The organism is Devosia sp. SD17-2 (assembly GCF_029201565.1).
Lineage (GTDB): Bacteria > Pseudomonadota > Alphaproteobacteria > Rhizobiales > Devosiaceae > Devosia.
Genome location: NZ_CP104002.1, coordinates 2,667,289 through 2,688,306, shown reverse-complemented (window position 1 = coordinate 2,688,306; position 21,018 = coordinate 2,667,289). Strand labels below are relative to the sequence as shown.

Here is a 21,018-nt window from a genome sequence, read left to right as displayed (position 1 = left end):
GCGTCTGAAGCGCTAGAGTTCGTCACTGATACAAATTGGAGAAGGGCGCCCCTGCCACAGGGCGCCCTTCCTGTTCTCTGAACGGATGACGCGATGAAACTGCTGATCGGCAACCGCAATTATTCCACCTGGTCGTTGCGCCCCTGGCTGGTGCTGCGCCATTTCGAGATTCCCTTCGAGGACGAAGTCCTGCAGCTGTCGGGACCGCGCTGGCGCGAACTCATCGCCGAGCGCTCGCCGACCGGCAAAGTGCCGGTGCTGGTCGACGGCGACCTCATTATCCCCGAGACCATCGCCATCATCGAATATCTGGCCGATCGCTTTCCTGAGCTGCCCATCTGGCCGCGTGATTTCCGCGACCGGGCGCTGGCCCGCGCCGCAGCTGCCGAGATGCATGGCGGCTTCTCTGCCCTTCGCAATCATGCGCCGATGAACCTGCGCGCCTCTCATCCCGGCAAGGTCGACGTCGACGCCGTGCGCGGCGATCTCCTGCGCATCGAGCGCCTCTGGGGCGACCACCTGTCCCGCTCGGGTGGGCCATACCTGTTCGGAGAATTCACCGCCGCCGACGCCATGTTCGCGCCTCTCGCCACGCGCTTGCGAACCTATGCCCTGCCGGTCTCCGACCAGGCCGCGGCTTATGTCGAAGCCATCTACGCCCTGCCGGCCTTCCAGGACTGGCTGAGCCAGGCCTTGCGCGAGCCGTGGATCGTCGATGACGACGAAATCGACGTCATCCAGGGCCGCGTCGCTCCGGGGACGCTGGCATGATCCACATGGTCAAACTCTGCGTCGGCATTTCCAGTTTCGAGGAACTGGAAAGCTACCGCGACCAGCGCGCCCATTGGTGGGGCGCCGACTACGGCGAGGACGTGCATGTCCATCGTACCCGCATGATGCCCAAGCGCGCCGCCGAAATGGAGGGCCTGTCCTCGATCTACTGGGTGATCGGGGGACAGATCGTCTGCCGCCAGCCGATCCTTCGCCTCGCCCCCTATAAGGATGCCGAGGGCAAGGATTACTGCGACATTATCATGGCGCCCGATCTGACCCGCACCATTCCTTATCCGAAGCGCCCGTTCCAAGGCTGGCGCTATTTCAAGCCCGAGGATGCGCCGCCCGATATGGCTGCCAACGACTCAGGCAATTCCCACGAGCTGGCCGCTGAACTTGCAAAGCTCGGTTTGTTGTAGAGAGCCGTTACCATTCGCCTCAGCATAAACCCGCTTGTGCGGTGCCTCAGAAAACATGAGACTTACCAAAGTGATTTGGGGGATCGATAGTGCGACAAGGCGCGCATGTCATTGTCGTGGGGAATGAAAAGGGCGGGTCTGGCAAGTCCACGACTGCCTTTCATCTTGCCATCCATCTGCTTTACCAGGGCTATAGCGTCGCATCCATCGACGTAGACGGCCGCCAGCAGACGATGACCCACTATGTCCGCAACCGGCGCAACTGGGCTCGTGAAAAAGCCCTGACGCTGCCGCACACGACGCATTTCCACCTGCCGGTGGCGCGTGGCGATTCTGTCCGGGAAAACCACAAGGTCGAATTCGACCTCTTCCGTCAGGCCGTCGTCGAGGTCGAGCACAAGGCCGATTTCGTCGTCATCGACACGCCCGGCTTTGACACCAATCTGACGCGACTGGCCCATTCTCTGGCCGACACGCTCATTACCCCGGTCAACGACAGCCTCATCGACCTCAACGTCATGGCCCAGATCGACCCGAGCTCCGGCGAGCCGCGCGAGCTCAGCCATTATGCGCGGCTGGTCCAGCGCGCCCGTTCCGAGCGCCTTGCCATCGACGGCCGCAATATCGACTGGGTGCTGGTGCGCAACCGCATCTCCATGCTGTCGTCGCGAAATATGCGGCAGGTTCAGCTGACGCTGGAAAAGATCGCCCTGCGCCTTGGCTGCAGGCTGGCGGACGGCATCGCCGAGCGCGTCATCTTCCGCTCGCTCTTTGCCACCGGCATGACGGTGTTCGATCCCCTTGACGATGAATTGCTGGGCGGGATGCCAACCTCGTCACACCTCAGCGCCCGCCAGGAATATCGCGCCCTCGTCGCCGCGCTCAACCTGCCGGAGCGACAGGCGTCTGCGCGCGCGGACAGTCGCAAAGCCGAAGGGGCCAGCGACGCGGACAGCCGGACGCTGGCCCAGACTGACGGCTAGGCGCTCTTGATAAAATAGAATTGAAGGCGGGGCAGGGTACCCCGACTAGCCGCGCGCGTAGGCGATCTTGCGCGGCTGGTCGGCTGCCGTGATGTTTTCCCGTGCGTCATAGATGGCGCGGGCATCGAGGATAGCCATGTGATGCTCGGCCGACCAGTTCCAAAGCTCGTCGATCGGCTCCTGCAGCGTCTTGCCCATCTCGGTGAGGTTGTATTCCACGCGCGGTGGCACCTCGGGATAGATGGTGCGGCTGACCAGACCATCACGCTCGAGATTGCGCAGGGTGAGCGTCAGCATGCGCTGCGATACACCGTTGATCAGGCGCTTGAGCTCGTTGAAGCGCAGCGTGCCATGACGCCCAAGCATGCCCACCACCATAACGCTCCACTTGTCGCCGATGCGATTGAGAACGTCCGACATTGCCAGGCAATTGGCTGATTTCGATGTGTCGGTCAGGGACATGGGTTGGCCTTTCGTCTTGCGTCACAGGCACCGTATATAGCCATGGTTACTAAGAGATACCAGTGACTTTTTGTTACCGCCCCTGCGCATCAGCCATGCGTGTGCTCGGCAGCATAGAGATTGAGGTAAAAATCGAGGTCGCCATTGCGGTAGCCCATCGACTCGAGGACCGCGCCCATGAAGCTGACCGGGGCCGTGCCCGGAGCGGTGACGATCTTCCGGTCGAGCACGGCGCGTGGCTGATCCTGATACCGCGCCACACCGCCATAACCAGTATCCGGCAGGCTCTCCGGGCCATTGGACGTGTGCGCGACATCATCGAGAATACCCGCCCGCGCCAGGTCCAGCGTGCCATCGCAGATCCCGCCCACCGTCTTGCCCGCGTCCCGCGCCCGCACCAGCAGGTCGGAAATATCAGGCGCGTCCGGTGAGCTCCAGATCGAGCCGCCATTGACGACAATGGCGTCGACTGCATCGAGGTCGATATCCTCAACGGCCATCTGCGGGGTCACCTTGAGCCCGCCGGCCGAAGTCACCTCTTCGCCACGCGGCGAGGCAAACATTGTTTCGATCCGATAATACTGCCGTGCCCCGGCATTGAGCAGCGCTGTCTCCCAATCTGCATAGCCCGAGGTCAGAATGGTCACGATGGTCGGCATGGCAAAACTCCTTATGCGTTGCCCCGGTTCTGGGCCGCCCTCCTGTCAGCCTGCGTCAGCAGCTTCACATGCCCGTCAAACAGTCCCCGCTTTGCTTGAGGCCCGGCGTCTCGACTGCTAAGAGGACGGTCATCGAAGCGCGACAGACTCTTGCCTATGATGCCGCCCTCGAGAATGCCTGCCAGTTCCGGCTGCCCAAGCCGCATCACAAACTGGAAAAACAATCCCCGGAGTATTGCCTTGTCCTTGCTGCGTCGCCTCGTCCTTGCCCTTGCCTTCGTCACCGCCGGCCTGCTGCCGGTCGCGGCGATGCCCATGCTGCTGGTCGACCGTGACACGCTGCAGGTGCTCTACGCCGAGGAAGCGGGCCAGCCCTGGCACCCTGCCTCGCTGACCAAGCTGATGACCGCCTATGTAGCCTTCGAGGAAATCGCCAAGGGCACGATCACCCTCGACACACCGGTCACCGTTTCCAAGGCGGCGTTCAATCTCGCGCCGGCCAAGTCGGGTCTGGCGGTGGGCGCTTCGGTGTCGATGAAGGACGCGCTCTATATCCTCATCGTCAAATCGGCCAATGACATCGCCATGGCCATCGCCGAGACCATTGCCGGGGATGAGCCGCGTTTCGTCGCCAAGATGAACGACGTCGCCCAGCGCATGGGCCTGACCGCCACCAATTTCGCCAATTCCCATGGCCTGCATAATCCGGCGCAGGTCACCAGTGCCCGCGACATGGCCATTCTCTCGCTCTACATCGAGCAGAGCTTTCCGAGCTACATGCCCATGTTCTCGACCGGCGTTGTCCGCCTCGGCAAGACGCGTCTCGAATCGCAGAATGGCCTGCTCAAGGGCCTCTCCGGCGCCGTCGGCATGAAGACCGGCTATATCTGTGCCTCGGGGCTCAATCTGGTTGGTTCGATCGATCGCAATGGCCGCCGCCTGATGGCCGTCGTTCTCGGCGGCTCCTCCGGCCGTGAGCGCAATGAACGTGCCGCCGAACTCCTGCTCAAGGGGCTTTCCGGCGCAGCGCAGCCCACCGGCCAGAGCGTGCTAAACCTCGCCAATGCCGTCGGCCGCCCGCCGGTCGACATGCGCCCCAACATCTGCGGCAAGGACGCCGCCACCTATGTGAAGGCGCGCGAAGCGGCATTCCCGATGGGCCTCAAGGACCAGCCGAGCTACCTCAATGATCAGGTCGCCCTGCGTGAATATACCGCCGTCGACCTCGGCCGCATCCGCACCGGCATTCCCATCCCGCGTCCGCGTCCGGCCCATACGCCGATGTTCGCAGAGGCCCCCGCCGTCGCTGACATCTCCCTCGAAACCACCCTGCGCCCCAGCCTCGCCTCCACCGGCGGCAGCAGCAGCGTGCCATTCCCCCGCCCACGCCCCGCATTCATGCAGTAGGGCGGCGCAGCAAACCCGGGTCGTCGCTGCCATAGGGGTTCTTCGCTTACTCGACGCGTGACGATGCGCCTATCTATCCCACCCACCGTCATTGCCCGGCTTGTGTGGAGGATCTGTGCTTTAGTGGTGGCATCAGCCGGGTTGCGCATCCCGGCTGATGCAGTCAGGAGGCCGTTTTGTCCGGCTGGTTTGTCACAGCCGAGGACGAGCAAGGCCCTGTCTGCTCCCTTTGACCCCGAACGGTTGATCGGGCTGTTGCCCGCACCACAAGCCTGGGAGCAAGGTCATGATACACGACACCCTCTTCGTTGGCATCGACGTTTCCAAGACGCATCTGGACGTTCATACCCATCCCGCTGGCAAATCCTGGCGTTGCAGCACTGGACCGGAGGCGCTCGCCGAGCTGACGCAGCGCCTGGCCAGACTGGGGCCGTTGGCCATCGGGCTCGAAGCCTCGGGAGGCTATGAAGCCCGCGTGGCCGAGAGCCTGCATGCCGCTGGCCTTGAAGTGCATGTTCTAGCCCCGGCGCGGATCCGCAGTTACGCGCGGGGTATCGGCCAATTGGCCAAAACCGACAAGATCGATGCCGCTCTGATCGCGCGTTATCTGCAGGCCGTGCGCGCCAGCTTGACCCCTTATGTGTCTGATCCGATCCGACAAAGGCTGAGCGCGTTCACAGCCCATCGGCGGCGGATCGTTGCGGAAAAGAGCGGCCTTGTCAGTCAGCTCGATACCATCGACGAGCCGCTTGTGCGCAGCCTGATCGAGGAGCGTCTGGCGGCCATCGCCCTGGAGATCAAACGCATCGAAGCGGCCATCACTGCCCTTCTCGCCGACAATCGCCAGCTCCAGCAGCGCCAGGCGCGGCTGCGGCAGGTGACCGGCGTCGGTCCGGTTCTGGCGATCGCCTTACTGGCCGACATGCCCGAGCTCGGCAAGGTCTCCGCCAAGGTGGCCGCAGCACTCATCGGCGTTGCCCCTTATGCCCGCCAATCGGGCGCATCGGATCGCAACGGCCGCTGTCTTGGCGGACGAAAACATCTGCGCGATATCGCCTACATGGCCGTGCTCAGCGCCATCAAGGTGAAAGACCCCGTTCTCGGCGGCTTCTATCAAAGACTGCGCCTGCGCGGAAAACCCTTCAAACTCGCCATGATCGCAACGGTGAGAAAACTCATCACAATCCTCAACGCCATCGCCCGACAGGAACCGGCATTCCAACAGTGATGTCCACGGTTGCTTGTCCGGGCAATCCATTTCGGCAGCATGGATCACCCAAACAAGTCGGGTGATGACGAAAGAGCGGAAAGCACGGGGAAGAGATAGTGCCGGCAAGAAGAGCCTAAGAACCGCCCTTCGCCCCACACTCGATCGGCTCCCTCCCCTTGATGGGGAGGGCCGGGGTGGGGTGGTGCCACAGGCACGAAGCAGATGGGCGAGCTACCCCACCAGCACCAGAAACCGCAAAACTCCATTGTCCTCGGACACGGCACACGCGTGCCCCTTCTGGCGGCAATAGAGCGGAATATCGATCCGGGCCATCGGATCGGTCGCCAGCACTTCGAGCGCGTCGCCCGAAGCCAGCGCTTCAAGTCGTTTTTCGAGTTTCAGGACGGGCAGGGGGCATTTGAGCCCCCTGGCGTCGATCCGCTGCGTCTCAGTTTCCAAGAACAAGAACCCAGTGAATGCCATAGGCAGAGGAGGCGTTGTAGCTCATCGCCACGCCGGCCTTGGTCGCATTGGCCGCCATCGCCTGCGCGTCAGCCGCATTGTTGCGCCAGCCCGAGAACGTCTCGGCAAATGTCGGATAGCCGGCGCTCATCTTCATCGCCACAAGCCCCTGTGGCGTCGAAGGCGCCTGGCCCGACTGGGCATATTGCGTCGCCAGCGCCTGCGCCGTGCCATCGAGCCCGGCGTCCAGGGTCAGCGGGGCAACGCCCCGCGTCGCGCGATAGGCGTTGATGAGATTGATCGCCTGCACCCGGTCGAGCGTGGCGCCCGGCTGGTCCATGCGCGCCGTCAGCCCCGGAGCAAGGCCACCGGGCGAACTTGCCGGCGCCATCATCGAGCAGCCGGCAATGGAAATCGCCGCCAGAACGGCGAGCGAGGCGGCGGTCAGACGCGTGGCAGTCTTCTTCATGGTGTTCCTTACTGTCCGGTTGGGGCCGGGGAGGGGGATAATGGCAGCCTGCGCCTTCATCCCGGTTAATGCCGCGATCCTGCATTGCTGGTCCCGGCCTCGGCCATTATGGTTCTGGAAGAGCCTTGTCGCGGCGCTTTGCGGCAAGCTCGGGGCAAAAGTGTTAACGCCCGCACAGGGGAGGGGAACCCGCCATGGCTGATGGCATCTACGAGATCATCGACGATCGTTTCCGCGCATTGTTCAACGGCAGTGCCGCGCTCGATCTGATCCACACCGGCTGCCGCTGGTCCGAAGGACCGGTCTGGTTCAAGGATGGCAATTATCTCCTCTGGAGCGACATCCCCAACAACCGCATGATGCGCTACATCCCTGATGGCGGCGTCTCCGTCTATCGCGCCGATGCCCGCTATTCCAATGGCAACACCCGCGATCGGCAGGGCCGTCTGGTCACCTGCGAGCATGGCGCGCGCCGCGTCACCCGCACCGAGATCGACGGCTCCATAACCGTCATCGCCGACAGCTTTGAGGGCAAGCGCCTCAATTCCCCCAATGATGTCGTGGTCCACAGCGATGGCAGCATCTGGTTCACCGACCCCACCTACGGCATCCAGTCCGACTATGAGGGCCACAAGGCCACCCCGGAGCAGGAGACCAACAACGTCTATCGCGTCGATCCGCAGACCGGCGCGATCGAGGCGATGGTCCGCGATTTCGTCCAGCCCAATGGCCTCGCCTTCTCGCCGGACGAAACAAAGCTCTATGTCGCCGACTCCGGCTCTCCCCGCCACATCCGCGTTTTCGACGTCGTTGCTGGCCGCACCCTGGCCAATGGCCGCGTCTTCTGCACGGTCGATCCCGGCCTGCCGGATGGCTTCCGCTTCGACATTGACGGCAATCTCTGGACCAGCGCCGGTGACGGCGTGCACTGCTTTGCCCCGGACGGCACCCTCATCGGAAAAATCCTGACACCCGAGCGCGTCGCCAATCTCACCTTCGGCGGCCCCAAGGGCAATCGCCTCTATATCGCCGCGACCTCTTCCATCTACGCGGTCTACCTCACCACCAATGGTGCCGCGCTGTCATAATCTCCACGCGATAGCGCACAAGAGAGGACGGCGGAACTGGAGCGAGCTTGCTGACTTTATCGTCAGCCGGCCCTCATCGAGAAATATTTTCTCCGCCGTCGAAAATGCCGGCAAGCCTGCGCCTTTCCAAACACGACTGAGTTGATAGGGTTTTCATATCAGATCTCGGGAGTTCCCAATGAAACGTGCTTCTCGGTTACTCGCCTATACCGCCCTTGCCGCGTCCCTGACCCTGGGCTTCGCTGTCACCGCCCATGCGCAGGACCGCACACTGATCAACGTGTCCTATGATCCGACGCGTGAACTCTATCGCGAGTTCAACGACGCCTTTGTTGCCCACTGGCAGCAGGAAAAGGGCGAGGCTGTCGCCATCCAGGTCACTCATGGCGGCTCCGGTTCACAGGCACGCACCGTCATCGACGGGCTCGAGGCCGATGTCGTCACCCTGGCGCTCGAAAGCGACATCAACGCAATCGCCGATGCCACCGATCTCATCCCCGATGACTGGCGCGGCACACTCGAAAACAACAATGCGCCATACATCTCGACCATCGTTTTCCTCGTCCGCAAGGGCAATCCCAAAGCCATCCAGGATTGGGGCGATCTGATTGCCGATGGCGTCGAGGTGATCACGCCAAATCCAAAAACCTCGGGAGGAGCGCGCTGGAACCTCCTCGCCGCCTGGGCCTGGGCTCGTGCCGAATATGGCAATGACGAAGCCAAAGCGCAGGAATTTGTTGGCGAACTCTTCCGCCACGTCCCCGTGCTCGACACCGGCGCCCGAGGCTCCACCACCACTTTCGTCCAGCGCGGCATTGGCGACGTCCTGCTCGCCTGGGAAAACGAAGCCTACCTCGCCCTTGAAGAACTCGGCCCCGACGCCTTCGACATCGTCACCCCGTCCATCTCCATTCTGGCCGAGCCGCCCGTCGCGCTCGTTCCGGTCAATGCCGAGAAGAAGGGCAATCTCGATCTCGCCCAGGCCTATCTCGACTATCTCTATTCCGATGAAGGCCAGGCCATCGCCGCCAAACACTACTACCGCCCGGTCCGCCCGGATGCGGCGGCCCCCGAGGACATTGCCCGCTTCGGTGAAGTCAATCTCGTCACCATCGAGGATTTTGGTGGCTGGCGCGAAGCCCAGCCAAAGTTCTTCGGCGATGGCGGCACCTTCGACCAGATCTACGCCGCTCCCTGACACGACAATTGGCCGGTCTCTGTGGACCGGCCACACCGCTCAGTGAAAGAGGAGAACTGCGATGATAGCCTTTTTCGGAATTTTCCATCCGGGTGAGCTGGCACGTCGCGCCAGTGTCGAGGCGCCCGCCAAGGCCAATTTTTTCGGCGGTGGCGACAGCGACGCGCGGCCCACCGCGCTGGAAGATGACAATGCCTGGCTCAGCGGCAAGGCGCCGGACCCGCAGAACGACGATCGGCCGCGCCTCCAGGAGCACACGTTCTCCAGCGACCTGACGAGATTTTTGCCCTTCTGACCCGCAGATGAGAAAAAACGAGGGCTTTTCGTCTCCCTGACGAAACGGAATGCTCGTTATAATGTGGGTTGTGAGATTGCCGCAGGCTCGAAGGCTTCCGGTCATCGCCCCAAATATGTGACAAGGAGTATCGCGGCGCTCTACTTGCGTCGTCCCGCCGCCTTGCGCTCTTGCGTGCTGCGGCACGGTCCAAGGCAATCGGCTGGAAGGATGCGCGATGAGTTTTACCGGCCCCTCGGCAAAGCACTTTGTCATTATCGGTGGCGGCGCCAGCGGCGTTCTCATCGCCTCCCAATTGCTGCGCGATCCCGATCCTGAGCTGAAGGTCACGGTGCTTGAGCGTCAGGGCCAGTTCGGCCAGGGCCTGGCCTATTCGGCGCGGCACCGCGACCATCGCGTCAATGTCCCCTCCCGCGGCATGAGCGCCTATCCCGATGATCCCGAGCATTTCTGGCGCTGGCTGCAGCAGAAATTCCCCGGCAAATATGACACCTCCTGGGTCTTCGTCGCCCGGCGGCTTTATGGCACCTATCTTGAAGATGTGCTGCGTCAGGCCGGCGAGCGTATACCGGGGCGCCTCCGGGTCCTCGCCGAAGAAGCCATGGCCCTCACCGAAAAGCCCGATGGCGTCGAAGTCCTCCTCGGCAATGGCACCACGCTCTACGGTCGCGCTGCCGTTCTCGCCGTTGGCCACGAAACCCAGCCGGCCCGCGGTCGCGGCATTGCCGTCCGCGTCGGCTCGGATGCCGATACCCCGCTGGACCCTGAAGCCCATGTCATGATCCTCGGCTCCGGCCTCAGCATGGTCGATGCCTGGGTCTCGCTGTCCGAGGCCCGTCACAGCGGCCCGGTCACCGTCGTCTCGCGCAATGGCCTCCTGCCCACTGCCCATCGTGATGTGCCGCCCCTGCAGATCGATGCCGCCGATGTGCCATTTGGCGTCGGCGTTCGCGCGCTGACGCGGTGGTTCCGCGCCCTCATCGCCAACACCATGGCGCGGGGCGGGGACTGGCGCAGCGTCGTCGATGGCCTCCGCCCCTACAATCAGCGCCTCTGGCAGAGCTGGCCAGACAAGGAAAAACGCCGCTTCCTGCGTCATCTGCGCCCCTGGTGGAATGTCCACCGCCATCGTCTGCCGCCCGACCTGCATGAAGGGCTTGTGAAGGCCATTGCCAGCGGACAAGTCCGCCTCGTCGCCGCCGAATTCACCGGCATCGAGAAGACTGCCGATGGCGTCCGCGCCACTATTCGCCCGCGCGGTGGCAGCGACCGGGTGACCATGGATATTGCCCGCGTCTATGATTGCGGTGGCGTCAGCGTCGATGTGCGCGCCAGCGGCAATCCGTTGATCCGCCATCTCGTCCAGACCGGTGCGGCGCGAGCCGACAGCATGAATATCGGCCTCGATGTCGACGGCAAATGCGCCGTGGTCGCCGCGGATGGTCATGTGTCGTCCCGCCTGCGGGTCGTCGGCCCGCTGACGCGTGGCCGCTATTTCGAGATCGAAGCCGTGCCCGATATTCGCGTCCAATGCGCTTCTGTGGCGCGCGCGCTCCTCGTCGGCGAGGTCGTCGAGGCCTGATAAGGCCCGGCTTCCAGCGGGAGCCTGGAACACAGAAGGATTTTCTATTTTTCGCGCCCAACTGACCGGGCGTGCGCCTTGAGAAACTCGACTGCCCCGCTAGGGTTGCCAGACTTGCTGCGCCTGACACAGGAGACGCAATCATGGCACGAGAAGACCGGCGCCTCGGTGCGCAGCGGGGAGGGCGCCCATGACGCGCCTCGGCGGCTTCCGACGACCCAGTATCATTCCCGGCTTTGGGCTGACCTTCGGTTTCACCATCGCCTATTTCTCGCTGATCATCCTCATCCCGCTCATCGCCCTGGTCCTGCGCTCGGCAGGCCTTGGCTGGGGCGGGTTCTGGGCGGCCGCCACGGACGCACGCGTCCTCGGCGCCCTGCGGACGAGCTTCATCACGGCGCTGATTGCCGCCGGCATAAACGTCGTCTTCGGCACGATGATCGCCTGGGTGCTTGTGCGCTACCGCTTCCCCGGCCGGCGCATCTTCGACGCCATGGTCGATCTGCCCTTTGCCCTCCCGACCGCAGTCGCGGGGATCGCGCTCACCGCCATCTACGCGCCCAATGGCTTTGTCGGCCAGCTCGTTGCCCCCCTCGGCATCCGCATTGCCTACACCCCGATCGGCATTGTCGTCGCCATGATCTTCATCGGCCTGCCCTTCGTCGTCCGCACCATCCAGCCCATTCTCGAAGAGACCAGCAAGGAGGTCGAGGAAGCCTCCGCTACCCTTGGCGCCAACCGCTTCCAGACCATTTTCCGCGTGCTGCTGCCCAGCCTCACCCCGGCCATCCTCACCGGCTTCGCGCTCGCTTTCGCCCGCGCGGGGGGGGAATATGGCTCGGTCATCTTCATCGCCGGCAACATCCCCTTCGTCTCGGAGATTGCCCCGCTGCTGATCGTCATCCGCCTCGAGGAATTCAACTATTCCGGTGCCGCCGTCATCGCCACGGTGATGCTGCTGATCTCCTTCCTCATGCTGTTCCTGATCAATCTCATTCAGGCCTGGAGCCGGAGGAGGTATGGCTATGGCGCATAGTCACCGCACATCGCCCACCGACGAACCAACCTCGGTCCGCTGGCTGCTGATTGCCGTTTGCCTCGCCTTCATGGCGCTGTTTCTGGTGCTGCCGCTCTATGCGGTCTTCGCCGAAGCCTTCCGCCTCGGCTGGAATGCCTTCTGGACAGCGCTCGGTACCAAGGATGCGCAATCGGCGATCCGGCTCACCCTGTTGGTCGCCGCCATCGCCGTGCCGCTCAACATCGTCTTCGGCATCTGCGCCTCCTGGGCCATCGCCAAGTTCGAGTTCAAGGGCAAGGCCTTCCTTATCACCCTCATCGACCTGCCATTCTCGGTCTCGCCGGTCATTTCGGGCCTCGTCTATGTCCTGCTCTTCGGCTCCGGCTCATTGCTCGGCCCCTGGCTCAAATCCTACGGCATCGAAATCCTCTTCGCCGTCCCGGGCACCGTGCTGGCCACGATCTTCGTCACCTTCCCCTTCGTCGCCCGGGAGTTGATTCCGCTGATGCAGGATCAGGGCACAGGCGACGAGGAAGCCGCGCTCTCTCTCGGCGCCTCCGGCTGGCAGACCTTTTGGCGCGTCACCCTGCCAAACATCAAATGGGGCCTGCTCTACGGCGTTCTGCTCTGCAATGCCCGCGCCATGGGCGAGTTCGGCGCGGTGGCGGTGGTGTCCGGAAAAATTCGCGGCGAAACCACCACCATCCCGCTGCAGGTGGAAATGTTCTACAACGAATACAACGCCACCGCCGCCTTCGCCCTGGCATCGCTTCTGGCGCTGCTCGCACTCGTCACCCTCGTCCTCAAGACCGCGCTCGAATGGCGCTATGGCGACGAACTGGCCGCCACCGGCAGGGGGCACTGAACAAAAAAAAGCTGCAGGCAATTTGCCCGCAGCTTTTGTCATCTCGTGAACAGCACCCGATTACGGGGTGACGGACTCGAGGGTATCGGGATCGAAGAACTGCATGGTGGTCGTGCCGTTGCCGGTGTTGACCCAGGCGCGGACATAATGACCCCATTCTTCAACGCCGGCGACGTCAACGCCCTGCGACTTCAGCGCGGCTTCGAGAGCCATTTCCGAGCGGCCGAAAATCGAGTCGGAGCTATCGCCAGCCATTGCAATGCCGGGTACAGCGGCGAGGCCTGCAGCAACCATAACGGCAGCAAGAGTGAACTTTTTCATATTCGTTGTTCCTTTCTCGTGAACAACGCCACCTTGCTCCGCCTGCATTGTGCCAAAGTTGCGTAACAATAGAGCGGTCGATCGATAACGAAATCGTCATCCGCTCCACGCTTCCGCCATGTCCGTGCAGCGTAATGCTGGAGCAATCTTGAGCGAATAGGCTCGCGAAAACTCGGGAAGTCCAATTGCGTATCTTGCTGGTTGAAGATGAGTTGGGAATGGCCAAGGCGCTGACTGCCGCGTTGGCCCGCCACGACATTCTCGTGGACCATGTCGACACGCTTGCCCTGGCCGAAGAGGCCGCGCTTTCGGGTGTCCATGCGGCCGTGATCCTCGATCGCAAACTGCCCGATGGCGACGGGCTTACGCTCATTCCCGTGCTGCGCCGCAGCCAGGTCGGCCTGCCGATTATCGTCCTCTCCGCCCTTGGCTCGCCCGATGACCGCGTGGCCGGGCTGGATACCGGGGCCGACGACTATCTCGCAAAACCCTTTTCCGTCGACGAACTCCTTGCCCGCATCCGCGCCGTGATGCGCCGCCCCAGCCTTGTCGAGGAACAGATCGTCACCGTCGGCCTTCTGCGCTTCAATCTCAACGAGCGCGCCGCCACCATTGGCGATGAGCCGCTCACCCTGACGCGGCGCGAACTGCTCGCACTCGAGCTTCTCGTGCGCCGCGCCGGCCGCACCGTCGCGCGCTCCGCCCTCGAAGAAGCCGTCTACGGCTTTGATGACGAGATCGCCTCCAACACGCTGGACGCCCACATCTCCCGCCTCCGCCGCAAGATTGCCCCGGCCAATGTGGAAATCCATGGCATCCGCGGCGTCGGCTATCTCCTCCGGGCTATCCAGTGACAAAACCTGCCAAGTCGCGCTCGCTGCGCTCCGTCCTGACGCGCGGCCTGATCCTGATCCAGATCCTCGTGCTGGTCTCGTTCACCTTCGCCGCGACCCTGCCGATCATCAATGTCCTGTCGCGCAATCAGGGGCTGGACGACAGTGTGATGGACCATATCGCGCGTTCCATCTCCCGCAGCACTGATGGCGGCCTCGAACTGCACGCCACGCCCGCGCTCCAGAGAGTGCGCGACCAATATCCGAACTTCATGTTCTACGCCGTTGATGCCAATGGTTATTCGGTTTCTCTTGGTACCGTGCCGGTGCAGGTCTATCTGATGACTTCGGCGCTGACCCACATCTCCTCCGCGAACCTCAGCGACACCGGCTTCAACGGCAGCGCGGAAGCGATTATCCGTAAACGAACCATCGACGATGGCCCGATCTGGATCGTCTCCACCGGCGGGCCTCAGATCGGCCTCGGGCTGATCCGGGTGGCCTTTTCTAATCCGGTTTTCGTCGGCCTCGTCTTGCTGCTGACCTCGGTCACGCTCATCAGCATCCCCGTCCTGATCCGGCGGACGTTGCGCGGCGTCGAAGGGGTTGCCGAGGAGGCGGAGGATATCGACGTCAACAAGCCCGGCGTGCGCCTTTCCGATCAGAGCGTGCCCAGCGAACTCCAGCCGCTTGTTCATGCCTTCAACACCGCGCTTGGCCGGATCGATGACGGCGTCGAACGCCAGCAGCGCTTCATGGCCGATGCCGCGCACGAATTGCGCACGCCCATCGCCATTCTCCAGACCCGTCTCGATATGCTGCCCCCCGGCGAGCAGCGCGCCCAGCTCGAGCTCGACGTGGCCCGTCTCTCCGGCATGGCCAATCAGCTGCTCGACCTGCACCGGATGGATCTCTCTCCCGCGAGCCCGCAGCTCGTCGATCTCGTCGAGATCGCTTCCGAAGTCACCGCCGACATAGCCCCGCTCGCCATCTCGGCGGGCACGGAGCTCTCCTTCTCGGCGGATGCAAAACGGGTCCAGGTGCGGGGCGATGCCGGGGCCCTGTCGCGCGCCATCACCAATCTCGTCCAGAATGCCATGACCCATGGCGGCCCCAACATCACCATCGACGTCAGTGTGTCCGCCACCGGCAGGGTGCGCGTGTCCGACACCGGCCCCGGCATCAAACCTGAAAACCGCGAAGAGATTTTTTGGCCCTTCCACCGGCTGGCCCCGCTCCAGCATGGGGCAGGGCTGGGCCTTAGCCTGGTCAGCGATATCGTGCGCCGACACGGCGGCGACGTCTCGGTCAGCAGCAATGACCGCGGTGGGGCCGTATTCGACATCACCCTGCCACTGGCGGCAGACACTCCGGTAAAATAGACCCCGCGGCCCTGTCGCAATGGGTCCGCCTTGGTTAGGCTCCGCCACCTCGTGCCTGTTCCAAGGGATTCGACCCGTGACCAATCCGTTCTTCACCACTTGGGAGACGCCTTATGAGGCGCCGCCCTTCGATGCCATCGAAACCGCCCATTTCAAGCCGGCCTTCATCGCCGCGCTGGAACAGCACCGCGCCGAGATCGACGCCATCGGCGCCAATGCCGAAACGCCGACTTTCGACAACACCATTGCCGCCCTCGAGCGATCCGGCCGCGCGCTCCGCCGCGTCGAGATGGTCTTCAACCAGCTGACCTCGGCCGCCACCAGCGAGGTTCTTCAGGAAGTCGAGCGCGAGATCGTCGTCCTCGTCACGCGCCACTGGAACGCCATCTTCCTCGATGCAAAGCTCTTTGCCCGCATCGATGATCTCTATGCCCGCCGCGACAGCCTTGGCCTTGATCCCGAAGCCCTGCGCGTTCTTGAGCGCTACCATCTCGATTTTGTCCGCTCCGGCGCGCGCCTGACTGACGCTGAGCGCGACCGCTACGCAGCCATTTCCGAGCGCCTCGCCACTCTCGGCACCCAGTTCGGCCAGAATGTGCTCGCCGACGAGCAGGAGACGGTCTTCACCCTCAGCAAAGCCGAAATGGAGGGCCTTCCGGACTTTGCCCGCGCCGCAGCGGCCGAGACCGCACGTGACCGCAAGCTCAATGCCCCCTTCGCCGTCACGCCATCGCGCTCCAGCGTCGAGCCGATCCTGCACTTCGCCCGGGATCGCGGCGTGCGCGAGAAAATCTGGCGCGCCTTCGTCAAGCGCGGCGCCAATGCCAACAAGAACGACAATTCTGCCCTCATCGAGGAGATCGTCGCCCTGCGCGCCGAACAGGCAAAACTCCTAGGCTACGACAGCTACGCCGCCTACAAACTCGCCGACAGCATGGCCGGCTCCCCCGAAGCCGCCCGTGCTCTGCTCGAACAGGTCTGGGAAGGTGGCCGCAAGCGTGCCGAAGCCGATCGCGAGGCCCTGCAGGACCTCGCCCGGTCCGAAGGCCAGGCCGAGCCGCTCGAAGCATGGGACTGGCGTTACTTTGCCGAAAAGCTCCGCGTCGCCCGCTACGATTTCGACGAAAACGAACTCAAACCCTATCTGCAGCTCGACAATGTCGTCGACGCTGCCTTCTTCGTCGCCGAAAAACTGTTCGGCCTCACCTTCGTGCCGCGCGAGGACATTCCGGGCTATCACCCGGACGTTCGCGTCTGGGAAGTGATCCGCGGCGGTGCCGTCATCGGCCTCTTCTACGGCGATTATTACGCTCGCCCCGGCAAGCGCTCCGGCGCCTGGATGACCTCGTTCCGCGATCAGTCGAAACTCGACGGCGTGCAGATCCCGTTCATCGTCAACACCTGCAATTTCGTCAAACCGCCCGAAGGCCAGAAGGCGCTGCTCTCGCTCGACGAGGCCCGCACTGTCTTCCACGAAATGGGCCACGGCCTGCATGGCCTCCTGTCCGACGTCACCTATCCGCGCATTTCCGGCACCAGCGTGGTGCGCGATTTCGTCGAACTGCCCAGCCAGATCTTCGAGCACTGGCTGGAAGAAGCGCCGGTTCTAGCCCGTCTCACCCATGTGGAAACCGGGGAGGCCATACCGGAGGCTCTCCTCGAGCGGATGCGCGCCGCACGCACGGCCAATTCCGGTTTTGAAACCGTGGAGTTCGTCTCTTCGGCCATTCTGGACATGGATTACCATTCCGGTCCGATGAATGGTTCTGTTGCCGAATTCGAGGCCAAGGTGCTGGACAGCATCTCCATGCCCAAGGTGATCGCGCTGCGCCACGCCAGCACGCACTTCCTCCACCTGTTCTCGGGCGATGGTTATGCGGCCGGCTATTACAGCTACCTCTGGAGCGAGGTGCTCGACGCTGACGGCTTCGGCGCCTTCAAGGAAGCCGGCGATCCCTTTGATCCCGATACCGCCAAGCGCCTCTACGACTATATTTATTCGGCGGGAGGCAAACGCGACTTTGCTGAAGCCTATCGCCTGTTCCGCGGGCGCCCGCCCGAAGTTCAGGCCTTGCTCGAGGGCAGGGGCCTCGTCACTGCCGAGGGCGCGGAAGCCTGACACAGAAAAGGGCAGAGGCCTCTGGCCTCTGCCCTTTTTGATGCAACTGGCCCTGCCGGCGGAGGCGGGGCCAAAACTGTATTACATTGCGCTCGCGGCGAAATTGCCTTCGTCGCACATCGAGACAGTCAGAGCCTCGAGATCAATCATGGTTGCGTCGGCGTTCCAGCCGGCGGTGGTGGAAGCGTCTGCAGCAGGAGCACTTGTGCTCTCATCGGTTGCAGCAGCGTCCTGTTCGGCTTCGGTCTTGCGCAGCTCGTCGCATTTTTCCTGAACAGCCGTCACCTGATCGGCTGGCACATCCTTGCCGCTGATCATGTGGGCGTCCTGTGCCACGGCAAAACCGGGCAGGGACATTGCGGAAACGAGGGCGGCGATCGACAAAACAGATCTCACGTTCATTCCATTTCCTCCTTTGGAAAGCCAGTTTGTCTGGCCCCGTTCAAACGCGGGTTCTGTCTGCCAGTTGCCTTTTGGGAGAAACCATCGGCCAAACGTTAACCTGTGGTAATTTTTGCTGGGAAGCGGCCCGGCTACAGACAAAATATCATGTTCAATGATCCCTCCAGGGCACTGTGTGATCCCGGTATCGATTTCACTGTGAGTTATAACAAAAACCTATCACCCGTGCGGCTAATTGCATTTCTCGTTTATGTCTGACGCTGATACCTCCTGCACTATCCGGCACAGGAGTCGGACGAAGTCTGGCCGCAACCCAAGACGGCCACGGGAGGATAAGCGATGAAGAAGCGGCTCATGTCGGCCATGCTTGCAGCAGCCCTTATGGTCAGTGCGGCACCCTCGGTTCTTGCACAGGTTGCGAACGATGCGGATACGCTCGCCTTGGCGGCAACCCTGGACAACAACAGTTTCGATCGCGCCCAGCTGATGATCGGCAACCAGATGCAGTTCTGGTCGCCTGTATTCGACACGCTGCTGGTGCGGGAGCCCAATGGCGAGATCGGTCCGAACCTGGCCACCGAGTGGTCGTACAATGCCGACGCCAGTGTGCTCAATCTCAAGCTGCGCGAAGGCGTCAGCTTCACCGATGGCACGCCCTTCAATGCTGAAGCCGTCAAGGCCAATATCGAATATCTCAAGACCGGCGCTGGCCAGAACAGCTTCATGGCAGCCCCGATTTCCCAGGTCGAAATCATCTCCGATTTCGAGGTGAACCTGCACCTCGGCGAGCCTGACCCGAGCCTGCTGCAGAACTTGGCTGTCGTTGGTGGCGCCATGGCTTCCCCGGCAATCCTGGGTGTCGAAGGTTCTGCCAATAATCCGATCGGCTCGGGCCCCTATGTCTACGACGTGGACAATTCCTCCATTGGTCGTCAGTACGTCTTCAATCGCAATGCCGACTACTGGAACGCCGAGGCCTTCCCGTTTGAGCGCGTCACCATCACCCCGATCAGTGACGGCGTTGCCCGCCTGAACGCGCTTAAGTCCGGCCAGATTGACGCCGGCATGAGCGAAGCCCGTGCCGTTGCCGATGCCGAGGCCAATGGCCTGACGGTCAACCGCATTGACGTCGACTGGTTCGGCCTCATCATCGCCGACCGCGAAGGCAAGATCACGCCCGCTCTGGCCGATGTGCGCGTCCGCAAGGCGCTGAACATGGCCTTCGACGCCAAGTCGATCCTTGAATTCGTCGAACTCGGCTATGGCCGTCTGTCCGACCAGATCTTCCCCGCCACCAGCCAGGCTTATGTCGAGGAACTGGACGAGGTCTATTCCTACGATCCTGAAGCCGCCAAGGCCCTGCTGGCCGAAGCCGGCTATCCCGATGGTTTTGAGCTGTTCATGCCCGAAACCAACGCCTTTACCGCCTTCCACCCGATCATCGAGAAATTCCTCAATGATGTCGGCATCACGGTGAAGTGGGAAAAGGTCGCTCCGAACGCCACCATCACCGAGCTGCGCTCGGGCCGCTTCCCGGCCTATGTGTTCCAGTTCGGCTATCAGGGCGAATGGTCCGAATACCGCAAGTTCGGCTTCCCGGATTCCCCGTGGAACACCTCCAAGGTTGCCGATCCGGCTTTCCTCGAGATGCTGGACAAGACGCTCTACGCCACTGGCGACGCCCAGGTTCAGCTCTACAAGGACCTCAACGCCTACATGGTCGAGAACGCCTTCTACGCGCCCATGTATCGCCGCGACACCATCTACCTCACCAACAAGGAGGTTAAGGTGGACCTGCAGTCGACCAACGTTGTGTCGCCGATCCGGAACTACTCAAAAGCCGAATAGTCCTCCCAAGACATTCGTGCAGGGGCGGCCAGTCAATGGCCGCCTTTATTGTTTTGATTTCAATGTGTAGCGGCGGTGTGCGGACTCAGTTTCGCAGCCCGGCGAGAGCGGCTAGTTCGGCTCCTCGGCCAGGCCAAACTTCTCCCGCGACATCGCCACAAGCGTCTGCAGCGGCGCCCAGTCGCCCAGTTCGCTGCGGAACATCAACCCGACCTCAGCCGTGTTCCGCTGCAGCGGCAGGTCGATCGGCACGATGCGCGGCGAGTTGACGAACTCCACCGCCAGATGCGGCAGCACACAGAGGCAATCGCTCTGCTGCAGCAGCGTAAGCACCGAAAGCAGGCTCTGGCAGACAAAGCGCACCGACGGCGCCGCCCCCAGATGCTGGGAGATCATGTGCTGGGTGATCTCGCGATAGGCCGGCAATTCGGAATAGACGATCCAGGGATAGTCCAGCAGCCGTTCCATCTCGAATGGCTGCCCATCGCGGAGCAGGGGGTGGTCCTCCCGCGCCATCACATGGTTGGCGACATCGGTGAGCTTTACCCGCGACAGCCGCCGGCTCGGGCCGCTGTCGAAGGACACGCCGGTAAACACCACATCCAGCCGCCCTTCGTGCAGATCGTCCAATGACTTGGCGACGCTGATTGCGGTGAATTCGATCAGGATGTTCGGATGCCGGTTCTGCAGTTCTGCCAGCACGCCCGCCAGCACGCCCGAGCGCCACACCGGCCCGCCGGCAATGCGGAACACCGTCTTTTCGTCGCTGACATCGCTGCGCAATTCCTGCTCCGCGATCTCCCAATAGCGCTCGATTCTGTTTGAAACCGACAGCACCTTCGCCCCGAATGGCGTCGCCACCACCCCGCGCGCATGGCGCTTGACCAGTTGCTGGCCGAAATAGGCCTCGAGCTGGGCCAGCGAGCGCGACAGCGCCGGCTGCGTCACGTTCAGCTTCTCGGAGGCGCGGCGCAGGCTGCCTTCCTCGAGGATGGTGCGCAGCCGAAAAAGATGGGTGATCTGGTCGAGCATTACTTATGCATCCTACTTATCGCTCATGGCAGTTTTTGCATTTTCGGTGCATCGCTTCAACTGCTATCACCAGCGCAAGAACGACCCGCAGGCCCACGAGGCGCGGGCGATGAGGAGGTCATCAATCATGATCATCACCGGCCGCCGCGCCGAGGGGGGCAACCGCCTCCCAGTCGCTCTCCTTGCCGAA

The 21,018-nt window shown here is 62.7% G+C and carries 22 protein-coding genes; 15 read left to right on the top strand and 7 right to left on the bottom strand.

All coding sequences use genetic code 11. From position 1 onward, the window contains the following. Positions 1 to 93: 93 nt before the first annotated feature. From NYQ88_RS13125 to NYQ88_RS13115, 3 genes are all read left to right on the top strand, one after another. Positions 94 to 771 carry a glutathione S-transferase family protein gene (locus NYQ88_RS13125; protein WP_275651585.1) on the top strand — a complete coding sequence of 226 codons (678 nt, stop codon included), beginning with the start codon at positions 94 to 96 and terminating at the stop codon, positions 769 to 771. After that, positions 768 to 1,193: a DUF1489 domain-containing protein gene (locus NYQ88_RS13120; RefSeq protein ID WP_275651584.1), complete on the top strand. Its 426-nt coding sequence runs from the start codon at positions 768 to 770 to the stop codon at positions 1,191 to 1,193. Before NYQ88_RS13125 ends, NYQ88_RS13120 begins: the two co-directional genes overlap by 4 nt. 89 nt (positions 1,194 to 1,282) lie before the next feature. Then, on the top strand, positions 1,283 to 2,176 hold the full coding sequence (locus NYQ88_RS13115) for a division plane positioning ATPase MipZ (RefSeq protein ID WP_275651583.1): 894 nt from the start codon (positions 1,283 to 1,285) through the stop codon (positions 2,174 to 2,176). A gap of 45 nt (positions 2,177 to 2,221) precedes the next feature. Here NYQ88_RS13115 and NYQ88_RS13110 read toward each other — a convergent pair whose 3' ends face one another. Both NYQ88_RS13110 and NYQ88_RS13105 read right to left on the bottom strand, forming a co-directional pair. After that, positions 2,222 to 2,638: a helix-turn-helix domain-containing protein gene (locus NYQ88_RS13110; protein ID WP_275651582.1), complete on the bottom strand. Its 417-nt coding sequence runs from the start codon at positions 2,636 to 2,638 to the stop codon at positions 2,222 to 2,224. 89 nt (positions 2,639 to 2,727) lie between these two features. Beyond that, a complete protein-coding gene (locus NYQ88_RS13105) occupies positions 2,728 to 3,297 on the bottom strand; it encodes a DJ-1/PfpI family protein (RefSeq protein WP_275651581.1) in 570 nt (189 codons plus the stop codon). A gap of 240 nt (positions 3,298 to 3,537) precedes the next feature. Here NYQ88_RS13105 and NYQ88_RS13100 point away from each other — a divergent pair, with 240 nt between their 5' ends. Both NYQ88_RS13100 and NYQ88_RS13095 read left to right on the top strand, forming a co-directional pair. Beyond that, positions 3,538 to 4,704 (top strand): D-alanyl-D-alanine carboxypeptidase family protein, encoded by a 1,167-nt coding sequence (locus NYQ88_RS13100; protein ID WP_275651580.1) that lies wholly within the window; start codon positions 3,538 to 3,540, stop codon positions 4,702 to 4,704. 286 nt (positions 4,705 to 4,990) lie between these two features. Beyond that, positions 4,991 to 5,932, top strand: coding sequence for an IS110 family transposase (locus NYQ88_RS13095; protein WP_275651579.1), 942 nt, complete (start codon positions 4,991 to 4,993; stop codon positions 5,930 to 5,932). A gap of 213 nt (positions 5,933 to 6,145) precedes the next feature. Here NYQ88_RS13095 and NYQ88_RS13090 read toward each other — a convergent pair whose 3' ends face one another. Together NYQ88_RS13090 and NYQ88_RS13085 are read right to left on the bottom strand one after the other, a co-directional pair. Then, on the bottom strand, positions 6,146 to 6,373 hold the full coding sequence (locus NYQ88_RS13090) for a sulfurtransferase TusA family protein (protein WP_275651578.1): 228 nt from the start codon (positions 6,371 to 6,373) through the stop codon (positions 6,146 to 6,148). Then, entirely contained in the window at positions 6,363 to 6,845 is a 483-nt protein-coding gene (locus NYQ88_RS13085; protein ID WP_275651577.1) for a CAP domain-containing protein, read from the bottom strand. The genes NYQ88_RS13090 and NYQ88_RS13085 overlap by 11 nt, the downstream gene beginning before the upstream one ends. A gap of 194 nt (positions 6,846 to 7,039) precedes the next feature. Here NYQ88_RS13085 and NYQ88_RS13080 point away from each other — a divergent pair, with 194 nt between their 5' ends. The 6 genes from NYQ88_RS13080 (at position 7,040) to cysW (ending at position 12,891) form a co-directional block, all read left to right on the top strand. Beyond that, positions 7,040 to 7,933 (top strand): SMP-30/gluconolactonase/LRE family protein, encoded by an 894-nt coding sequence (locus NYQ88_RS13080; protein WP_275651576.1) that lies wholly within the window; start codon positions 7,040 to 7,042, stop codon positions 7,931 to 7,933. Between the two features lie 178 nt (positions 7,934 to 8,111). Next, a complete protein-coding gene (locus NYQ88_RS13075) occupies positions 8,112 to 9,131 on the top strand; it encodes a sulfate ABC transporter substrate-binding protein (protein ID WP_275651575.1) in 1,020 nt (339 codons plus the stop codon). Between the two features lie 61 nt (positions 9,132 to 9,192). Then, positions 9,193 to 9,426 (top strand): hypothetical protein, encoded by a 234-nt coding sequence (locus NYQ88_RS13070; protein ID WP_275651574.1) that lies wholly within the window; start codon positions 9,193 to 9,195, stop codon positions 9,424 to 9,426. A gap of 217 nt (positions 9,427 to 9,643) precedes the next feature. Further along, positions 9,644 to 11,008, top strand: a complete 1,365-nt coding sequence (locus NYQ88_RS13065) for an FAD/NAD(P)-binding protein (RefSeq protein WP_275651573.1) — start codon at positions 9,644 to 9,646, stop codon at positions 11,006 to 11,008. Between the two features lie 190 nt (positions 11,009 to 11,198). After that, positions 11,199 to 12,044: a sulfate ABC transporter permease subunit CysT gene (gene cysT / locus NYQ88_RS13060; protein WP_275651572.1), complete on the top strand. Its 846-nt coding sequence runs from the start codon at positions 11,199 to 11,201 to the stop codon at positions 12,042 to 12,044. Then, positions 12,034 to 12,891, top strand: a complete 858-nt coding sequence (gene cysW, locus NYQ88_RS13055) for a sulfate ABC transporter permease subunit CysW (RefSeq protein WP_275651571.1) — start codon at positions 12,034 to 12,036, stop codon at positions 12,889 to 12,891. Before cysT ends, cysW begins: the two co-directional genes overlap by 11 nt. 60 nt (positions 12,892 to 12,951) lie before the next feature. On the opposite strand, the gene NYQ88_RS13050 is transcribed toward cysW, so the two are convergent. Next, entirely contained in the window at positions 12,952 to 13,212 is a 261-nt protein-coding gene (locus NYQ88_RS13050) for a hypothetical protein (RefSeq protein ID WP_275651570.1), read from the bottom strand. A gap of 185 nt (positions 13,213 to 13,397) precedes the next feature. On the opposite strand from NYQ88_RS13050, the gene NYQ88_RS13045 reads away from it, so the two are divergent. The 3 genes from NYQ88_RS13045 (at position 13,398) to NYQ88_RS13035 (ending at position 17,546) form a co-directional block, all read left to right on the top strand. Next, a complete protein-coding gene (locus NYQ88_RS13045; protein WP_275651569.1) occupies positions 13,398 to 14,066 on the top strand; it encodes a response regulator transcription factor in 669 nt (222 codons plus the stop codon). Next, the gene (locus NYQ88_RS13040; RefSeq protein WP_275651568.1) at positions 14,063 to 15,427 is read left to right on the top strand and encodes a HAMP domain-containing sensor histidine kinase; all 1,365 of its coding nucleotides are present in this window, start codon (positions 14,063 to 14,065) and stop codon (positions 15,425 to 15,427) included. The genes NYQ88_RS13045 and NYQ88_RS13040 overlap by 4 nt, the downstream gene beginning before the upstream one ends. Before the next feature lie 76 nt (positions 15,428 to 15,503). Continuing rightward, positions 15,504 to 17,546, top strand: a complete 2,043-nt coding sequence (locus tag NYQ88_RS13035; protein ID WP_275651567.1) for a M3 family metallopeptidase — start codon at positions 15,504 to 15,506, stop codon at positions 17,544 to 17,546. 81 nt (positions 17,547 to 17,627) lie between these two features. On the opposite strand, the gene NYQ88_RS13030 is transcribed toward NYQ88_RS13035, so the two are convergent. Next, positions 17,628 to 17,948 (bottom strand): hypothetical protein, encoded by a 321-nt coding sequence (locus NYQ88_RS13030; protein ID WP_275651566.1) that lies wholly within the window; start codon positions 17,946 to 17,948, stop codon positions 17,628 to 17,630. Positions 17,949 to 18,287: 339 nt separating this feature from the next. Here NYQ88_RS13030 and NYQ88_RS13025 point away from each other — a divergent pair, with 339 nt between their 5' ends. Beyond that, positions 18,288 to 19,796, top strand: a complete 1,509-nt coding sequence (locus NYQ88_RS13025) for an ABC transporter substrate-binding protein (protein WP_275651565.1) — start codon at positions 18,288 to 18,290, stop codon at positions 19,794 to 19,796. Positions 19,797 to 19,907: 111 nt separating this feature from the next. On the opposite strand, the gene NYQ88_RS13020 is transcribed toward NYQ88_RS13025, so the two are convergent. After that, positions 19,908 to 20,828 (bottom strand): LysR family transcriptional regulator, encoded by a 921-nt coding sequence (locus NYQ88_RS13020; protein WP_275651564.1) that lies wholly within the window; start codon positions 20,826 to 20,828, stop codon positions 19,908 to 19,910. Between the last annotated feature and the right edge of the window lie 190 nt (positions 20,829 to 21,018).

Bases quoted from the DNA above. Each gene is read 5' to 3' on its own strand.
- NYQ88_RS13125 (WP_275651585.1), top strand. From the start codon at position 94: ATGAAACTGCTGATCGGCAACCGCAATTATTCCACCTGGTCGTTGCGC.
- NYQ88_RS13085 (WP_275651577.1), bottom strand. From the start codon at position 6,845: ATGAAGAAGACTGCCACGCGTCTGACCGCCGCCTCGCTCGCCGTTCTG.
- NYQ88_RS13080 (WP_275651576.1), top strand. From the start codon at position 7,040: ATGGCTGATGGCATCTACGAGATCATCGACGATCGTTTCCGCGCATTG.
- NYQ88_RS13120 (WP_275651584.1), top strand. From the start codon at position 768: ATGATCCACATGGTCAAACTCTGCGTCGGCATTTCCAGTTTCGAGGAA.
- cysT (WP_275651572.1), top strand. From the start codon at position 11,199: ATGACGCGCCTCGGCGGCTTCCGACGACCCAGTATCATTCCCGGCTTT.
- NYQ88_RS13030 (WP_275651566.1), bottom strand. From the start codon at position 17,948: ATGAACGTGAGATCTGTTTTGTCGATCGCCGCCCTCGTTTCCGCAATG.
- NYQ88_RS13020 (WP_275651564.1), bottom strand. From the start codon at position 20,828: ATGCTCGACCAGATCACCCATCTTTTTCGGCTGCGCACCATCCTCGAG.
- NYQ88_RS13095 (WP_275651579.1), top strand. From the start codon at position 4,991: ATGATACACGACACCCTCTTCGTTGGCATCGACGTTTCCAAGACGCAT.
- NYQ88_RS13070 (WP_275651574.1), top strand. From the start codon at position 9,193: ATGATAGCCTTTTTCGGAATTTTCCATCCGGGTGAGCTGGCACGTCGC.
- NYQ88_RS13050 (WP_275651570.1), bottom strand. From the start codon at position 13,212: ATGAAAAAGTTCACTCTTGCTGCCGTTATGGTTGCTGCAGGCCTCGCC.
- NYQ88_RS13065 (WP_275651573.1), top strand. From the start codon at position 9,644: ATGAGTTTTACCGGCCCCTCGGCAAAGCACTTTGTCATTATCGGTGGC.
- NYQ88_RS13025 (WP_275651565.1), top strand. From the start codon at position 18,288: ATGAAGAAGCGGCTCATGTCGGCCATGCTTGCAGCAGCCCTTATGGTC.
- NYQ88_RS13105 (WP_275651581.1), bottom strand. From the start codon at position 3,297: ATGCCGACCATCGTGACCATTCTGACCTCGGGCTATGCAGATTGGGAG.
- cysW (WP_275651571.1), top strand. From the start codon at position 12,034: ATGGCGCATAGTCACCGCACATCGCCCACCGACGAACCAACCTCGGTC.
- NYQ88_RS13110 (WP_275651582.1), bottom strand. From the start codon at position 2,638: ATGTCCCTGACCGACACATCGAAATCAGCCAATTGCCTGGCAATGTCG.
- NYQ88_RS13075 (WP_275651575.1), top strand. From the start codon at position 8,112: ATGAAACGTGCTTCTCGGTTACTCGCCTATACCGCCCTTGCCGCGTCC.